Annotated in this window: 16 protein-coding genes and 1 riboswitch; of the genes, 2 read left to right on the forward strand and 14 right to left on the reverse strand. The window is 71.5% G+C overall.

All coding sequences use genetic code 11. The annotated features are described in order from the left end of the window. Positions 1–93: 93 nt before the first annotated feature. From QZL85_RS11285 to QZL85_RS11300, 4 genes are read right to left on the reverse strand one after another with little or no spacing between them, the layout of a single operon-like run. Entirely contained in the window at positions 94–1,461 is a 1,368-nt protein-coding gene (locus QZL85_RS11285; protein ID WP_295576760.1) for an FAD-binding oxidoreductase, read from the reverse strand. Then, positions 1,458–1,853 (reverse strand): YrdB family protein, encoded by a 396-nt coding sequence (locus QZL85_RS11290; RefSeq protein ID WP_295576761.1) that lies wholly within the window; start codon positions 1,851–1,853, stop codon positions 1,458–1,460. The genes QZL85_RS11285 and QZL85_RS11290 overlap by 4 nt, the downstream gene beginning before the upstream one ends. Before the next feature lie 36 nt (positions 1,854–1,889). Next, positions 1,890–3,032: an N-acetylglucosamine-6-phosphate deacetylase gene (gene nagA, locus QZL85_RS11295; RefSeq protein WP_295576763.1), complete on the reverse strand. Its 1,143-nt coding sequence runs from the start codon at positions 3,030–3,032 to the stop codon at positions 1,890–1,892. After that, positions 3,029–4,540 carry a beta-N-acetylhexosaminidase gene (locus QZL85_RS11300; RefSeq protein WP_295576764.1) on the reverse strand — a complete coding sequence of 504 codons (1,512 nt, stop codon included), beginning with the start codon at positions 4,538–4,540 and terminating at the stop codon, positions 3,029–3,031. Before QZL85_RS11300 ends, nagA begins: the two co-directional genes overlap by 4 nt. 86 nt (positions 4,541–4,626) lie before the next feature. Beyond that, positions 4,627–4,710, forward strand: a riboswitch (ZMP/ZTP riboswitch). 33 nt (positions 4,711–4,743) lie between these two features. Here QZL85_RS11300 and glyA point away from each other — a divergent pair. Together glyA and QZL85_RS11310 are read left to right on the forward strand one after the other, a co-directional pair. Further along, positions 4,744–6,018, forward strand: a complete 1,275-nt coding sequence (gene glyA / locus QZL85_RS11305; protein ID WP_295576765.1) for a serine hydroxymethyltransferase — start codon at positions 4,744–4,746, stop codon at positions 6,016–6,018. Then, positions 6,015–6,896 carry a bifunctional methylenetetrahydrofolate dehydrogenase/methenyltetrahydrofolate cyclohydrolase gene (locus QZL85_RS11310; protein WP_295576766.1) on the forward strand — a complete coding sequence of 294 codons (882 nt, stop codon included), beginning with the start codon at positions 6,015–6,017 and terminating at the stop codon, positions 6,894–6,896. Before glyA ends, QZL85_RS11310 begins: the two co-directional genes overlap by 4 nt. A gap of 50 nt (positions 6,897–6,946) precedes the next feature. Here QZL85_RS11310 and QZL85_RS11315 read toward each other — a convergent pair whose 3' ends face one another. The 10 genes from QZL85_RS11315 to QZL85_RS11360 form a co-directional block, all read right to left on the reverse strand. Next, positions 6,947–7,528, reverse strand: coding sequence for a dihydrofolate reductase family protein (locus QZL85_RS11315; protein ID WP_295576768.1), 582 nt, complete (start codon positions 7,526–7,528; stop codon positions 6,947–6,949). Between the two features lie 125 nt (positions 7,529–7,653). Then, positions 7,654–8,388, reverse strand: a complete 735-nt coding sequence (locus tag QZL85_RS11320) for an amino acid ABC transporter ATP-binding protein (protein ID WP_295576769.1) — start codon at positions 8,386–8,388, stop codon at positions 7,654–7,656. Then, complete coding sequence (locus QZL85_RS11325) at positions 8,385–9,236, reverse strand: amino acid ABC transporter permease (RefSeq protein ID WP_295576770.1); 852 nt, start codon at positions 9,234–9,236, stop codon at positions 8,385–8,387. Before QZL85_RS11325 ends, QZL85_RS11320 begins: the two co-directional genes overlap by 4 nt. A gap of 22 nt (positions 9,237–9,258) precedes the next feature. Continuing rightward, on the reverse strand, positions 9,259–10,113 hold the full coding sequence (locus QZL85_RS11330; RefSeq protein ID WP_295576771.1) for an ABC transporter substrate-binding protein: 855 nt from the start codon (positions 10,111–10,113) through the stop codon (positions 9,259–9,261). 130 nt (positions 10,114–10,243) lie between these two features. Next, positions 10,244–10,795: a hypothetical protein gene (locus QZL85_RS11335; RefSeq protein ID WP_295576772.1), complete on the reverse strand. Its 552-nt coding sequence runs from the start codon at positions 10,793–10,795 to the stop codon at positions 10,244–10,246. 58 nt (positions 10,796–10,853) lie between these two features. Further along, positions 10,854–11,648 (reverse strand): transglutaminase family protein, encoded by a 795-nt coding sequence (locus QZL85_RS11340; RefSeq protein WP_295576773.1) that lies wholly within the window; start codon positions 11,646–11,648, stop codon positions 10,854–10,856. Positions 11,649–11,760: 112 nt separating this feature from the next. Beyond that, positions 11,761–12,558, reverse strand: a complete 798-nt coding sequence (locus tag QZL85_RS11345; protein WP_295576774.1) for an HpcH/HpaI aldolase/citrate lyase family protein — start codon at positions 12,556–12,558, stop codon at positions 11,761–11,763. Then, positions 12,543–13,328, reverse strand: a complete 786-nt coding sequence (gene hpaH / locus QZL85_RS11350; protein ID WP_295576775.1) for a 2-oxo-hept-4-ene-1,7-dioate hydratase — start codon at positions 13,326–13,328, stop codon at positions 12,543–12,545. The genes QZL85_RS11345 and hpaH overlap by 16 nt, the downstream gene beginning before the upstream one ends. Positions 13,329–13,370: 42 nt before the next feature. After that, positions 13,371–14,537 (reverse strand): 3,4-dihydroxyphenylacetate 2,3-dioxygenase, encoded by a 1,167-nt coding sequence (gene hpaD, locus QZL85_RS11355; protein ID WP_295576777.1) that lies wholly within the window; start codon positions 14,535–14,537, stop codon positions 13,371–13,373. A gap of 50 nt (positions 14,538–14,587) precedes the next feature. Continuing rightward, on the reverse strand, positions 14,588–15,774 hold a 1,187-nt coding region (locus tag QZL85_RS11360), incomplete at its 5' end, for an aldehyde dehydrogenase (protein ID WP_295576778.1).

A 15,774-nucleotide genomic window follows, 5' to 3' on the forward strand; every position in this document is an offset into this window, starting at 1 on the left:
CCGTGGGAACCCGCCATTCGGCGCGTCTGAATGGGCGGGAGCCCGCTCCGCGGGGCTCGCGTTTCGCCGCGCCGGGTGAGCGCCGCCCGCGGATCAAGGGGTGAAGACCTTGCCGGGGTTGAGGATGCCGGTCGGGTCGAAGACGCGGGTGACTTGGCGCTGCAGCTCCCACTGGTCCTCGCCGAGCTCGTCGGCGAGCCAGCGGCGCTTGAGCACGCCGATGCCGTGCTCGCCGGTGAGGGTGCCGCCGAGGCGCAGCGCCGCGCGGAAGAGGTCGTCCGCCGCCGCCCAGATCTCCGGCGGCACCTCGGAGCCCTGGAAGATGAAGTTCGGATGCAGGTTGCCGTCGCCGGCGTGGCAGACCGTCGGGATCCGCAGGCCGTACTCCCGTTCGACGCGCGCGATCTCGTCGAACATCTCCGGCAGGCGGCTGCGCGGCACGGCCACGTCCTCGATGAGGGCCGTGCCGAGGCTCTCCATCGCCGGATGCATCGAGCGCCGCACGGTGAGGAGCTGCTCCGCCTCGGCGTCGTCGGCGGCGAGGCGCACGTCGGCGCCGAGACCGCCGAGCGTCCCCGCGATCGACTCGGCCTCGTCGATCGCCGCGGGTCCGTCGGTCTGGATCGTCAGCTGCGCGGCGCCCGGCGTCGGTGCGGGCAGGCCCAGCAGCGCATGCGCCGCACCGAGCGACGCGGAATCCATCAGCTCCATGATCGCGGGCTGCACACCGGATGCCGTCACGGCGGCGGCGCCCACCGCGGCGGCGCGGACATCGGGGAAGGTCGCCGTGATCGTGCGGCGGTGCCCCGGGACGAGACGGCGCAGCTTGAGCGTCGCGCCGACGATCACGCCGAGCGTGCCCTCCGACCCGATCACCAGCGACGTCAGGTCGAGGCCCGTCACGCCCTTGACCGACCGATGCCCGAGCGTCAGCAGCCGCCCGTCGGCCAGCGCCAGATCGACACCGAGGACCGCGTCGCGCACCACCCCGTACTTCGCGCACAGGAGGCCTCCGGCGCCGGTCGCGATGTTGCCGCCCACCGTCGAGATCGCCCGGCTCGCCGGGTCGGGCGCCCACCAGAGGCCGTCGGCGGCGAGGGCGTCGTTGAGGTCGGCGTTGAGGATCCCCGGCTCGACGACGGCGAGGAGATCGTCCGGCCGCACCTCCAGGATGCGGTCCATCGCGCGAACCGACAGCGCGATCTCGCCGGGTCCGGCGTTCGCGGCGCCGGCGAGTCCCGTTCCCGCGCCGCGCGTGACGACGGGCGTGCCCGTGCGGTGCGCGATCCGCAGTGTCGCCTGCACGTCGGCGACGGATGCCGCGTGGACGACGGCGAGGGGCGGTCCCGCAGAGGCGTGCCCGGACTTGTCGCTGCGGGCGTCCTCGAGCGCAGCGACCGAGACGTCGACCCGCTCGCCGAGTTCGGCGCGCAGCTGGGCGACGACCTCGGATGCGGTCATGCGAGCCGGCGGCGTCCCGCGACGAGGCCGGCGGTGACGGCGACGACACCGAACGCGAGCCCGATGAGGGCCTGGCCAGCGCTCCACCAGACGATGGTCGCGGCGGCGTAGATCAGCAGTTCGACGAGTGCCCGCACGAACGGGTGCACCGGGATGACGGCACGCGGCGAGACGAACAGCGCCCACAGCAGGATCGCGATGGCCGGCGCGCCGACCCCCACCAGGATGTTCCAGGGCGCATCCCAGGCGGTGAAGCCCCAGACCGCGAGGGTTCCGACGGCGAACAGCGCGCACAGGTAGGAGACGATGTCGACGGCGGAGAGCGCCGGACGGGTGCCGGGAGCGAGCGGTTCGGCCGGCTTTTCGGGGCGCACGGGGGGCAGTTCGGCCATGCCCTCAGTCTATCCGCCGCGCGCCGAGGGCTCCGCTCACGCGGAGACGCGGGCGCCGCTCACCCACACCCCGGTGACGGACAGGGCATCGTCGAGGAGCACGGCGTCGGCTTCCATCCCGACGCGCAGCGACCCGAACCGGCGGCCGAGTCCGAGCGCGCGCGCCGGGACCGCCGAGACGGCGGCGACGGCGCCCGGCAGGCTGACGCCGCAGCGGACGGCGAGGCGGAGGGCGGCATCCTGCGTGAGCGTCGACCCCGCGATCGCACCGTTCGTGTCCAGACGGGCGACGCCGCCCGAGACCGTGACGGCGAGACCGCCGAGCTCGTACCGCCCGTCGGCGGAGCCGGTCGCCGCCATCGCGTCGGTCACGAGCGCGATGCGGCCGGGCGCACCGGCGAACGCGAGCGTGACGACGTCGGGATGCACGTGCACGCCGTCCGCGATGAGCTCGAGGGTCACCCGCTCGTCGCGCATCGCGGCGACCACCGGCCCCGGCGCCCGGTGATGGATGCCGCGCATCGTGTTGAAGGCGTGCGTGAGGAGGGTCGCGCCCGCGTCGAAGGCGGCGGCGGCCTGCTCGGCCGTGGCGTCGGTGTGGCCGACGGCGACGACGACACCCGCCGCGACGAGGCGCGCGACGGCATCGATGCCGCCGGGCAGCTCCGGCGCGAGCGTCATCTGGCGGATCGTCCCGCGGCCCGCGTCGACGAGCCGGTCGAGCGAGGCGGGGTCGGGGTCGCGGAGCAGGTCGGCCGTATGTGCGCCCTTGTGCAGGGCGCTCAGGAACGGGCCCTCGAGGTGCGAGCCGAGGATCGTTGCATCCCGTTCGGCGAGGTCGGCGACCATCGCGGCGCGGGCGGCGAGGTCGTCGACGGACGCCGTCACGAGGGAGAGGACGGCCCGGGTCGTGCCGTGCGCGCGGTGCACCGCCCGGGCGGTCGCGATCGCGGCGGGACCGTCGTCGAAGGAGGCGCCGCCCGCGCCGTGTCCGTGGATGTCGACGAACCCGGGGGCGAGGTAGGAGCCGCCGGCATCCACGACGTCCCCGGCGGGAAGCTCCCGCCACGTGTCGCCGACGCCCGTCTGCGCCACGACGCCGTCGGTGAAGGCGACCCAGGCGTCATCCGTCACCATCCCGCCGTCGATGAGGCGGGCGCCGTGCAGGATCGTCGTCATTCGCGCGTCCAATCGACCTCGGCGAGCGGGGTGAAGCCGATGCCCCGGCGCGTCCAGAGGGGGGCGAGCTGCGCGACGCGTTCGCGGAACGAGTCCCAGGTGCGGCGCGCGTCGGAGCCGAGGGCCGGGGACCATGCGGCTTCCGCGGCTGCGGCGATGCGGGGGAAGGCGAGCGCGTCGATGTCGGCGAGGTCGCGCGCCGTCTCGGTCCACAGCGGCGCCTCGACACCGTGGATCTCCTCGTCGCCGACGCCGTCGATCACCGCGGCGGGGTCCCAGTCGTAGGAGCGGCGCAGGGTCGTGGGGCCGTTCGCCCAGGTGAGCCCCAGCGCGAAGTCCGCGTCGGGCTTCATGTCGAGATAGACGGCGTCGGCGGGGGAGAGGATCAGCTGCCCGCCGCCGCGGACGAAGGCCCGCGCCTTCTCGTCCATGCCGTCGGTCGGGGTCCGGAACCCCCAGTACTGGCCGATCGAGCCGGGCGCGAGACCCGCCGCGGCCCCCGCCTCGTGCCACGCGATCGGCGTCCTACCGAGGCTGGCGACCAGGCGGGTGGCCCGCTCCATGAACCGCGCGAAATCGGCCGGCGGCGTGCCGTGGGCCTCGTCGCCCCCGATGTGCACGTAGGGGCCGGGCGTGATCTCGGCGACGTCGCCGATGACGTCGGCGAGGAAGCGATCGGTGTCCTCGTCATCGATGCGCAGCGAGGAGAACCCGACGGCGATGCCCTCGTACGCGATGCCGGCGATCGGCAGTGCTTCGCCCCGCTGCCGCGCCTCGTCGCGAAGGTGGTCCGAGATCGCCGGCGGAGCGCAGACCTCGGGGTACGCGAGACTCACCGCATGGGTGTGGCCCGGGACGTCGATCTCCGGGACGACCGTCATGTGGTGCGCGGCGGCGTGCGCCACGATGGCGCGGTAGTCGTCGCGCGTGAAGAACCCGCCGCCGTCGCCGCCGACCGCCGACCCTGATGCCCGTGCGGTGAGCAGCGGCCGTGAGGGCACCTCGATGCGCCAGCCCTGGTCGTCGCTCAGATGCAGGTGCAGCACGTTGAACTTGAGGGCCGCCGCGCGCTCGATGTACGCCGTCACGGTGTCGAGTCCGTGGAAGTGCCGCGCGACGTCGAGCATCACGCCGCGGTACGCGAACCGCGGGGCGTCCTCGAGGTGCACGTCCGGGACGACCCAGCCGGTCTCGTCCTGCGCGAGGAGCTGGACGAGCGTGTGCACGCCGTAGAAGAGCCCCGCGTCGTCGGCGGCGAGGAGGCGGACGGATGCCGCATCGACGTCGAGCACGTAGGACTCGGGGCTTCCCGGTTCGATCGCAAGCGTCACGGCGGCGCCGTCGGGGGAGGCGGGGAGGTCGAGTCCGGTGCGGCTCCGGACGGCGTCCCGCAGCGTCCGGACGGCATCCGCCGGCCCGGAGACGGCGACATCCGCCGTCACGGCGAACGGCGCGGACGACCCGGCCTGCAGCAGGCGCGGGGCGGGGACGACGGCGGGCTCGGACACGGTGTCCCCATTCTGCGCGGAGCGGCGCAAGTTAGGAGTCCTAACAAATCGACGGAGCCAGCCTATCAGCGCCGCATCCGTTATGCTCGGACAGTCGCGACTGGCGTTGAGGTGGGCCACCACCGGGGAGCGACCGATACGGCATTCGACCGCACGCCTGGGCCGATGCGAGATTCCATCCGCCGCCGTCCCAGGAGATCGCCATGACCGATTCCGTTTTCAACGCCCCGCTGTCCGAGGTCGACCCCGAGATCGCGCAGGTGCTCGAGCGCGAGCTCGCCCGCCAGCGCGGCTTCCTCGAGATGATCGCCTCCGAGAACTTCGTGCCCGTCTCGGTCCTGCAGTCGCAGGGCTCGGTGCTCACGAACAAGTACGCCGAGGGCTACCCCGGCCGCCGCTACTACGGCGGCTGCGAAGAGGTGGACGTCGCGGAGGAGCTCGCCATCCAGCGCGCGAAGGACCTCTTCGGCGCGGAGTTCGCCAACGTCCAGCCGCACTCCGGTGCGTCCGCGAACGCGGCCGTCCTGCACGCCATCGCGCGGCCCGGCGACACCCTGCTCGGCCTGTCCCTCGACCAGGGCGGCCACCTCACGCACGGCATGAAGATCAACTTCTCGGGTCGGCTGTACAACATCGTCGCCTACGGCGTGGACCCCGAGACCTCCATCATCGACATGGACGAGGTCCGCCGCCTCGCCATCGAGCACAAGCCGAAGGTCATCATCGCCGGCTGGTCGGCGTACCCCCGCCAGCTCGACTTCGCCGCGTTCCGCGCGATCGCCGATGAGGTCGGCGCTCTGCTGTGGGTCGACATGGCGCACTTCGCCGGGCTCGTCGCGGCGGGCCTGCACCCGTCGCCCGTGCCGCACGCCCACGTCGTCTCCTCCACGGTGCACAAGACGATCGGCGGCCCGCGCTCCGGCTTCATCCTGAGCAACGACCCGGAGATCGCGAAGAAGATCAACTCCGCCGTCTTCCCTGGTCAGCAGGGCGGCCCGCTCATGCACGTCATCGCCGCCAAGGCGACGGCGTTCAAGCTCGCGGCCACGCCGGAGTTCGTGGAGCGGCAGGAGCGCGTCCTGCGTGGCGCCGCGATCCTCGCCGAGCGACTGACGCAGCAGGACGTGAAGGATGCCGGCATCGCGGTGCGCTCCGGCGGCACCGACGTGCACCTCGTCCTCGTGGACCTGCGGGACGCGGCGGTCGACGGCAAGCAGGCCGAGGACCTGCTGCACGAGATCCGCATCACCGTGAACCGCAACGCGGTCCCGAACGACCCGCGGCCCCCGATGGTGACCTCGGGTCTCCGCATCGGCACGCCCGCTCTCGCGACGCGCGGGTTCGGCGACGCCGAGTTCACCGAGGTGGCCGACGTCATCGCCCTCGCACTGCAGCCCGGCGCCGACGTCGAGGCGCTGCGCGCCCGCGTCGCCGTGCTCACCGAGGCCTTCCCGCTCTACCCGGGCCTGCAGCAGTGACGGCGCTCCGACTCGACGGCAAGGCCGCCGCGGCGGAGATCAAGGCCGAGCTCGCGGAGCGGGTCGCGGCGCTGAAGGCGCGCGGCATCACGCCCGGCATCGCGACGGTGCTGGTCGGGGCCGACCCGGCATCCCAGCTGTACGTCGGGATGAAGCATCGCCAGTCCGAGGCGATCGGGATGAACTCGATCCAGCGCGAGCTGCCCGCCGATGCGACGCAGGCCGAGGTCGAGGCGCTGATCGACGAGCTCAACGCCGACCCGACCTGCCACGGGTACATCGTGCAGCTGCCGCTGCCGAAGCACCTCGACACCGACGCCGTCCTCGAGCGCATCGACCCGGCGAAGGATGCCGACGGCCTGCACCCGACGAACCTCGGGCGGCTCGTGCTCAACGTCAACGCGCCGATCACGACCCCGCTGCCGTGCACGCCGCGGGGTGTCATCGACCTGCTGCTGCGCAACGACTACGACCTCAAGGGCAAGCACGTCGTGGTCGTGGGCCGCGGTGTCACGATCGGTCGCTCGATCGGGCTGCTCCTGACGCGCCGCGAGATCAACGCGACCGTGACGCTCACGCACACGGGCACCGTGGACCTCGCGCAGCACCTCCGTCTGGCCGATGTCATCGTCGCGGCCGCGGGTGTCAAGCACATCGTCCGCGCCGAGCATGTGAAGCCCGGCGCCGCCGTGCTCGACGTCGGAGTGACGCGCGAGACCGATCCCGAGACCGGTAAGAGCACGGTCTACGGCGACGTGCACCCCGATGTGGTCGAGGTCGCCGGGTACGTCTCGCCGAACCCCGGCGGCGTGGGTCCGATGACCGTCGCGCTGCTCATGACCAATGTGATCGAGGCCGCCGAGCGCCAGCTCGCCTGACCCCGCCACGCGCCGCGCCGCGGCGCGGTGATCAGAGGGGGCGAGGCGGGTCAGCGGTGCACGCGGTACAGAAGGTGCAGCACCCGACTGCCCTGGATCACCACGTCTGGGTCCTCCAGGAGGTGCTGCGCGTCGAGCGAACCGAAGTAGCGCTTGCCGGACCCGAACACGACGGGGGCGACATCCATCCGGACCTCGTCGACGAGGCCTGCCGCCAGCGCCTGGCCGCCGACGTCGCCCGCGGCGACCTCGACGATCCGGTCGCCCGCGAGCTCCTGCGCCGCGGCGACGGCGGCCTCGATTCCGTCGACGAAGTGGAAGGGCGCCTTTGCGCCCCAGCCCCCGGGCGGGGGTCGATGCGTCACGACGATGACATGGTCGACCCCGGCCGGCGGCTCCCCGTCCCAGCCGTCGGTGATGTCGAAGACGTGGCGGCCCGCGATCGTCGCGCCGATCTGGTCCCAGTACGGCCGGATGTAGTCGTAGGACGTCTGCGACACCTGCAGCACGCCGCTCCCGTCCAACGGGACGTCGCCGCTGGTCAGCCAGTCGAACAGCGGCCCCGGCATGTCGTTCTCATCCGCGATGAAACCGTCCACCGACACCGAGCCGTACAGGACCACCTTGCCCACGGCGCTCTCCCTTGCTTCGGGTGGCCCCCATGGTAGCCAGTCGTGCGCGGCGCGGATAGGACGCGGGATCGCGCGGGGGAAGGATGCCGGACCGGGTCGGCGCGGGTCGGCGCGGGCCGGCGAGCTCAGGCCGTGAAACGCGCGAGGAACTCGCGGGTGCGCGCTTCGCGCGCGGCCCCGAACAGCTGCGAGGGCGGTCCCTGCTCGATGATCGTGCCGGCGTCGAGGAACACCACGCGGTGCGCGACGTCGCGCGCGAACGCCATCTCGTGCGTGGCCATGAGGATCGTGGCGCCGTCCTCGGCGAGCTGCCGCACGAGCTCGAGCACTTCGCCGACGAGCTCCGGGTCCAGCGCCGACGTGATCTCGTCGAGGAGCAGGACCTCGGGGTCGGTCGCGATCGCGCGGACGATCGCGGCGCGCTGCTGCTGCCCGCCGGAGAGCCGGTCGGGGTGCTCTTTGGCCTTGTCGGCGAGGCCGATGCGCTCCAGCAGCGCCATGGCGCGCTCCTCGGCCTCGCGCCGCGGCATCCGATGCACGATGCGCGAGGAGAGCGTCACGTTGTCGAGCACGGACAGGTGCGGGAACAGGTTGTAGCTCTGGAACACGGCCCCGAAGCGGGCGCGGACGCGATTGGCGTCGACGCGCGGGTCGGAGATGTCCTCGTCGCCGAGGAAGATCTGCCCGTCGTCGATCGGCTCCAGGAGATTGAGGCAGCGCAGCAGCGTCGACTTGCCCGACCCGCTCGCGCCGATGAGGGCGACGACCTCGTGGCGGTCGAGGGTCAGATCGATGCCGCGCAGGACCTGCTTCTCGCCGAACGCCTTCCACAGCCCGTCCGCGCGCAGCACGGCGCTCATACGATCGATCCCATCTGCTCACGCTCGCGCAGGCGCGCGGTGTACCAGTCCGCCAGGCGGATCGTCGGGATCGCGAGCAGCACGAAGAGGACGGCGGCCACGACGTACGGCGTGAAGTTGTAGCTCAGCGAGGTCTCGATCTGGGCGGCGCGGACCGCGTCCACGGCGCCCAGGATCGAGATGAGGCCGACGTCCTTCTGCATCGAGACGAAGTCGTTCATGAGCGGCGGCGTCATCTTCCGGAGGGCCTGCGGCAGCACGACGCGGCGCAGGGTGTGCGCGTACCCGAGCCCGAGAGCGCGCGCGGCGAGCCGCTGCGAGGGATGCACCGCCTCGATGCCGGCGCGGATGACCTCGCTGACGTACGCCGAGTACGTCAGCGTGATCGCGACCGTCCCGAGCAGGACGACCGAGATGCGCTGGTTCAGCAGCGCCGGCACGCCGAGGCCGATGAGGTACAGGACGATGATGAGCGGGATGCCGCGGAAGATGTCGGTGTACGCGGCCGCGAGGGCGCGGAGCGGGAAGAAGACGGGGCCCCGGAGCGTGCGCAGCAGCGCGATCAGCAGGGCGACGATCGACACCGTCACGACGGAGTAGCCGAGGACCTGCAGGTTCAACAGGAACCCGTCCCACACGCGCGGCAGCGAGGACGCGAACGTCGCCGGGTCGAAGAAGCGCTGCTGCACCTGCGCCCAGCCGGGCGTGTTGACGACCGTGATCCAGACGATGCCCGCGAACGCGATCGTCGAGGCGATCCCGACGAGCACCGACTGCCGCGAGCGTCGCGCGCGGTACGCGCGGCGCTCGAGCTCCAGTTCGCTCGGCCGGAAGGACGGGTCGGTCACGACACGACGCTACCGGACCGGGTCACTGCAGCTGGGTGGCGCCTGCACTGAGCACCGAGAGCCACTCTTCCTTCAGGGCGTCGAGCGTGCCGTCCTCGCGCAGGGCGTCGACGGCCGCGGTCACGCGCTCCGTGAGGGGCGACTCGTTGGCGAGGAGGAGGCCCCACTGATCGGGCACGCCGGCCGCGGGGAGCTCGCCCACGAGGAATGCGTCCTCGATGTAGAAGTTGGCGGCGACGTACGCGGTCGGCAGGTCGAGGACGAGGCCGTCGATCTGGTCGGCCTCGAGTGCGGCGCGGGCGTCCTCGTTGCTGTTGAAGAGCAGCGGCGCCGTCGTCGGCGCGATGGCCTGCTCGACCGTCGTCGCACTCGTCGAGCCCGCCATGGCGCCCAGCAGCAGCTCCTTCGCGCCGGCGATGTCGGTGACGTCGTCCGCCTTGCCGCCCTTGATCGCGACGATGGCCTGGCTGGCCTCGTAGTACGGGGAGGAGAAGTCGACGGCCTGCTCGCGCTCCTCGGTGATCGTGTACTGCTGGATGTTGAAGTCGAAGTCCTTCGGCCCCGGCGCGATCGCCGATTCGAAGGTCGTGCGCACCCACACGACGTCCTCCTTCGCGAAGCCCAGCTCCTCGGCGACGGCGTACGCGACGGCCGACTCGAAGCCCTCGCCTGACTCCGGCTCGTTCGCGATGACGTACGGCTCGTACGCGGGCTCGCCGGTCCCGATCGTCAGCTTGCCGGGCGTGACGTAGCCCTCTTCGGCCGCGGGAGTGTCGGATGCCGCGGGCTCGGCGGCGCCGGATGCGCAGCCGGAGACGAGGAGAGCGACGGTCGCGACGGACGCGACGAGGGCGGAACGCAGGACGGTGCGCGACATGGATGCCTCCGGGAAGTGACGGGTGCGGCCCCGCGCGTGCTGTGCTGCGACGACCGCCTGCATCCATCTTGGTCGCCCGTGAAGCGGCGCGGGTCGCCGCGCGACGGTTTGTTACAGCAACTTCATCCGGTCAGCTCTTGCCGAGATCGTCCAGCATCCGCCGCTGTTCCGGGGTGAGGCCGTCGCGCAGCTCCTCCCGCCCGATGGCCTCCTCGCGGGACGGGGCGGTCGGTGCGGTCGACCGGGAACCGCGGATGCCGGCGTTCGCGCGGTCGTAGAGACGGCCGGCGCGCGCTTCCACCGTGTCGTCGACGAGGTCGTAGACGATCCACGAGAGGAGCAAGAGCAGCGGCGGGACCAGCCAGCCCCAGAAGACGCCGCTGACGCTCACCCCGGAGAAGAACACGACGAGCGCCCAGACGATGAGCTCGACGACGAAGACGATGCCGTACTGGACGAACTTCTCGCCGGCACGCGTCCGCTGCCCCGCCGACTTCGCGGCCGAGCCGGTGAAGAGCTTCGTGATGAGGGGCTTCAGCCAGATGGTCGCGGCGGTCAGGACGACGGCGGCCCAGAGCGCCGCCCAGCCGACGCGCACCGACGGGAGCAGGAGCCCGATCCCCAGCAGGACGAGCACGTTGAACACGTAGAGGGAGGCGAACCGCACGATCCAGGACTTCATGACACCAGGGTGGCATGGCCCGCCACCGGGATCCACCGGCCCGACGGCGCGGCCGGCCTCAGGCGACGGAGACGAGCTGCGTCAGGTCGTCGTTCGGGAGGACGTCGGCGACGGCGCCCACCTGCATCGAGATGAGGTCGGCGCGTCCGGAGAGGACGTTGAGGAAAGCGGTGTCGGAGGCGTCGCGGCCCGTGGCGATCCGGACGAGGGTCGACCGCGGTGCGAGCGTCGTGGCGTCGACGGCGCGCCACGCGCCGTCGACCCACCCTTCCGCGACGGCGTGGAAGTCCATCGGCGACAGTCCGGGGGCGTACACGGCGACCACCCGCGCGGGGATGCCGGAGGCCCGCAGCAGCGCGACGCACAGATGCGCGTAATCCCGGCACACGCCCTGGCGGTTCAGCAGCGTGCGGATCGCGCCGTCCGTCGGCAGCGACGACCCGGAGACGTAGGCGAGCTGCGTGCCGACCCATGCGGCGACCGAGGTGAGGAGGGATGCGGCGTCCGGGGCCGCGCTGAACTCCGCGTTCGCGGTGGGGGCCAGGGAGTCGGACTCGGCATACCGGCTCGGGCGACGGTAGATCAGCAGCTCGGTCTCGCCCGACTCGAGCGGCGCCGCGGCGCCGTCGATCGAGGCCGTGTAGGCCACGATCAGTTCGCCCGCAGCGCTGCGGATCCGGTGGAGGCGCCCGCCGTGCGCGTCGGGCAGTTCGGCGACGTCGACCGGCACGCCGTCGAGCGTCGCGGTGAACGACTCCGTCGCGCGGTACAGGCTGCTCACCGCGATGGCGAACACCAGGTCGGCGGGCTCGGTGACGTTCACGACTATGCGGCTGGAGACATCCCTCTTCATCGACCCAGCCTGACAGACGGATGCGTCGCGCGGGTCACGGCGCCGTGTCGTCCAGAAGCGGTGTCGTCCAGAAGCCGTGTCCAGAGGATGTGTCGTCCAGAAGATGCGAGGTTCAGTACGACGCGCGGTCGTCGGTCTCCCCGGGCCCGACCCACCGCGCCGCGAGCGCCTCGGACCCCCGGGCCAGCAGGGCGACGTCGGCCCCGACGAGGACGAAGGAGGCGCCGGCATCGAGGTAGCCCTGGGCGACGGCCGGGTCGAAGGCGTTGACGCCGACCGGCTTGCCCGCCGCGCGGACGGCGTCGAACGTGCGGATGACGGCCGCCGTCACCTCCGGATGCGACTGCTGCCCGAGGAACCCCATCGAGGCGGCGAGGTCGGAGGGCCCGACGAACACGCCGTCGACGCCGTCCACCGCGGCGATCTCACCCGCGGCCTCGACGGCCGCCGCGGTCTCGACCTGCACGAACAGCGACACGAGCGCGTCGGCGTTCGGCAGGTAGTCCTCGACGCGGTTCCACCGCGCCGAGCGCGCGAGGGCCGACCCGACGCCGCGGCGACCGCGCGGCGGGTACCGGACGGCCGCGACTACGTCCTCGGCTTCGGCGGCCGAGGAGACCATCGGCACGAGGAGGTTCTGGGCGCCGAGATCGAGGACCTGTTTGATGGTCACGGTCTCGCCGAACGGCACGCGCACGACGGGGGTCGTGTCGTAGGCGGCGACGGCCTGCAGCTGCGCGAGCGTTGACTCGAGCGAGTTCGGCGAGTGCTCCATGTCGATGAGCATCCAGTCCATCCCGGCGCCCGCGAGGATCTCGGCGACGAGGGGCGAGCCGGAGCACGCCCAGACTCCCGCGAGCGGACGGGATGCCGTGGCGAGCGCGTCGCGGAAGGTCATCGGAAGCTGCATGTGATGGTTCCCATCGGTCCGTAGTCGCACAGCACGCTGTCGCCCGGCGAGACCCACATGGGCCGCGTGAACGAGCCGGCGAGGATGATCTCCCCGGCCTCGAGCCGGTCGCCGTGCTGATGCACCTTGTTCGCGAGCCATGCGACGCCGGTGGCGGGATGGTTGAGCACGCCCGCCGCGACACCGGTCTCCTCGATGGTCTCGTTGCGGTAGAGCAGCGCCGACACCCAGCGGAGGTCGATCTGGTCGGGCCGCATCGGGATGCCGCCGAGCACCATCCCGCCGTACGCGGCGTTGTCGCTGATCGTGTCGACGATCGTCCGGCCCTCGAGCTCGATGTGCGAGTTCAGCACCTCGAGCGCGGGGGTGACGTATTCGGTGGCCCGCAGCACGTCGAAGAGCGAGCAGTCCGGCCCCTCGAGAGGCGCGTTCAGGACGAACGCGAGCTCGACCTCGATGCGCACGTTCGAGAACGCGTCGTGCGGGATGACGGCGCCGCTCTGCCAGACCGTGTCGTCGAACATGACGCCGTAGTCGGGCTCGGTGATGCCCGTCGCCTGCTGCATCGCCCTCGAGGTGAGCCCGATCTTCCGACCCACGAGCCGGCGGCCATCCGCGATCATCCGGTCGCGCCAGACGCCCTGGATCGCGTACGAGTCCTCGACGGTGGCATCCGGGTAGCGCGCCGTGATCCGCGGGATCACGCCGTGTGTGCGGTCGGCTTCGGCGAGCTCGTCGGCGATCGCCGCGATCGTGGCCGCATCCAGCATCCGTTCCTCCTTCGTCGTGTTCAGGCTAGGGCCGGGTCCGGCTCAGAGCTGGTTGCCGAGCTTGTACTCGCCCTGCTTCCACTCCGGCATCGACGCCGTGCCCTCGTCGGGGCGGGTGTAGGAGAACCCGTCGGCGCCGATCGTGACGGCCATCTCGGACGCGTCGGTGCGGGCGATGACCTCCTTCGGGTTGCCGTCGAGGTCGAGGACGAGCGAGGCCTCCGTGTACCAGGACGGCACGACGGGGGTGCCCCACCAGTCGCGGCGCTGGTTGTCGTGCACGTCCCACGTGACGACCGGGTTGTCGGGGTCGCCCGTGTAGTAGTCCTGCGTGTAGATCTCCACGCGGTGCCCGTCGGGGTCGCGGAGGTAGAGGTAGAACGCGTTGGAGACGCCGTGCCGGCCGGGGCCGCGTTCGATCCGGTCCGACATGCGGAGGGCGCCGAGCTTGTCGCAGATGGCGAGGATGTTGTGCTTCTCGTGGGTCGCGAAAGCGACGTGGTGCATGCGCGGGCCGTCGCCGCCGGTCATGGCGGTGTCGTGCACGGTGGGCTTGCGGCGCATCCATGCGGCGTAGACGGTGCCGCTCTCGTCCTGGATGTCCTCCGTCACGCGGAAGCCGAGGCTCTGCATGAAGTTGACGGCGCGGGGCACGTCGGGGGTCACCTGGTTGAAGTGGTCCAGGCGCACGAGCTCGCCCGGCGAGTGCAGGTCGTAGCGCCAGGAGAGGCGCTCGACGTGCTCGGTCTGGAAGAAGAACTCGTACGGGAAGCCCAGCGGGTCCTCGACGCGCACGGAGTCGCCGATGCCCTTCGTGAAGCCGTTCGGGCTGCGCTCGACGCGGCAGCCGAGTTCGGTGTAGAACGCGACGGCCTTGTCGAGGTCCTCGGGTGTGCGCACGCGGTAGGAGAACGCGGCGACGGCGGCGACGGGACCCGCCCGCAGCACGAGGTTGTGGTGGATGAACTCCTCCGTCGAGCGGAGGTAGACGGCGTCCGCATCCTCCTCGGTCACGTGCAGCCCCAGCACGTCGACGTAGAACGCGCGGGAGACCGCGAGGTCGGTGACGACGAGCTCCATGTACGCGCAGCGGAGGATGTCCGGCGCCGGCACGGACGGCGTCGGGATGGGGTTGTCGCTGCGGATCGGCGCCTCCTGCGAGACGTAGAAGCCCGAGGAGGTGAGGGTGCGGTCATCGATGTGGGTCATGTCAGCGTCCTTGCGTCGTGATCGTGCTGATGGGTCGGTGAGGAGGGGTCTCAGCGGGGGTCGGGATCGTCGAGGTCCGGCTCGGCCGGTTCGGCCTGCTTGCCGAAGGTCGGGTTGTGCACCTCGCCGAGGGTGATGTGCACGGCCTGCTGGTCGGTGTAGAAGTCGATCGAGCGGTAGCCGCCCTCGTGCCCGAGTCCGGAGGCCTTCACGCCGCCGAAGGGCGTGCGCAGATCGCGCACGTTGTTGGAGTTGAGCCACACCATGCCGGCCTCGATGCCCTGAGCGAAGTTGTGCGCGCGGGTGAGGTCGTTGGTCCAGACGTAGGCGGCGAGACCGTACTTCGTGTTGTTCGCGAGGGCGAGGGCCTCTTCGTCGGTGTCGAACGGTGTGATCGCGACGACCGGGCCGAAGATCTCCTCCTGGAAGATCCGGGCGTCCGGGGAGACGTCGGCGAATGCGGTGGGGGCGACGAAGTTGCCGAACTCGAAGCCCTCCGGCTGGCCGCCACCCGCGATGAGCCGGCCCTCGGTCTTGCCGATCTCGACGTAGCCCATGACCTTCTCGAAGTGCTCGGGGTGCACGAGCGCGCCGACCTCGGTGGCCGGGTCGTGCGGGTAGCCGACCTTCACGCGGCGTGCCTGCGCGCCGTAGCGCTCGACGAAGTCGTCGTACACGCCGCGCTGGACGAGGATGCGGCTGCCGGCGGTGCAGCGCTCGCCGTTGAGGGAGAAGACGCCGAAGATCGTGGCGTCGACGGCCGCGTCGAGGTCGGCGTCGGCGAACACGATGGCCGGCGACTTGCCGCCGAGCTCCATCGACAGGCCCTTCAGGTACGGCGCCGCGTTGCCGAAGATGGTCTGCCCTGTGCGGCTCTCGCCGGTGAAGGAGATGAGCGGCACATCGGGGTGCTTCACGAGCGCGTCACCGGCATCCTCGCCGAGGCCGTGCACGAGGTTGAACACGCCCTGCGGGAGCCCTGCCTCCTCGAAGATCCCGGCCCACAGCGACGCCGACAGCGGCGTGAACTCGGCGGGCTTGAGGACGACGGTGTTGCCCGTCGCGAGGGCGGGGCCGAGCTTCCACGACTCGAGCATGAACGGCGTGTTCCACGGTGTGATGAGGCCCGCGACGCCGATCGGCTTCCGGTTGACGTAGTTGATCTGCCGGCCCGGGACCTTGAACGTGTCGTCGGCCTGGGCGACGATCAGGTCGGCGAAGAAGCGGAAGTTCTCCG

The organism is uncultured Microbacterium sp. (genome assembly GCF_900078385.1).
In the GTDB taxonomy this organism is placed as follows: Bacteria; Actinomycetota; Actinomycetes; order Actinomycetales; family Microbacteriaceae; genus Microbacterium.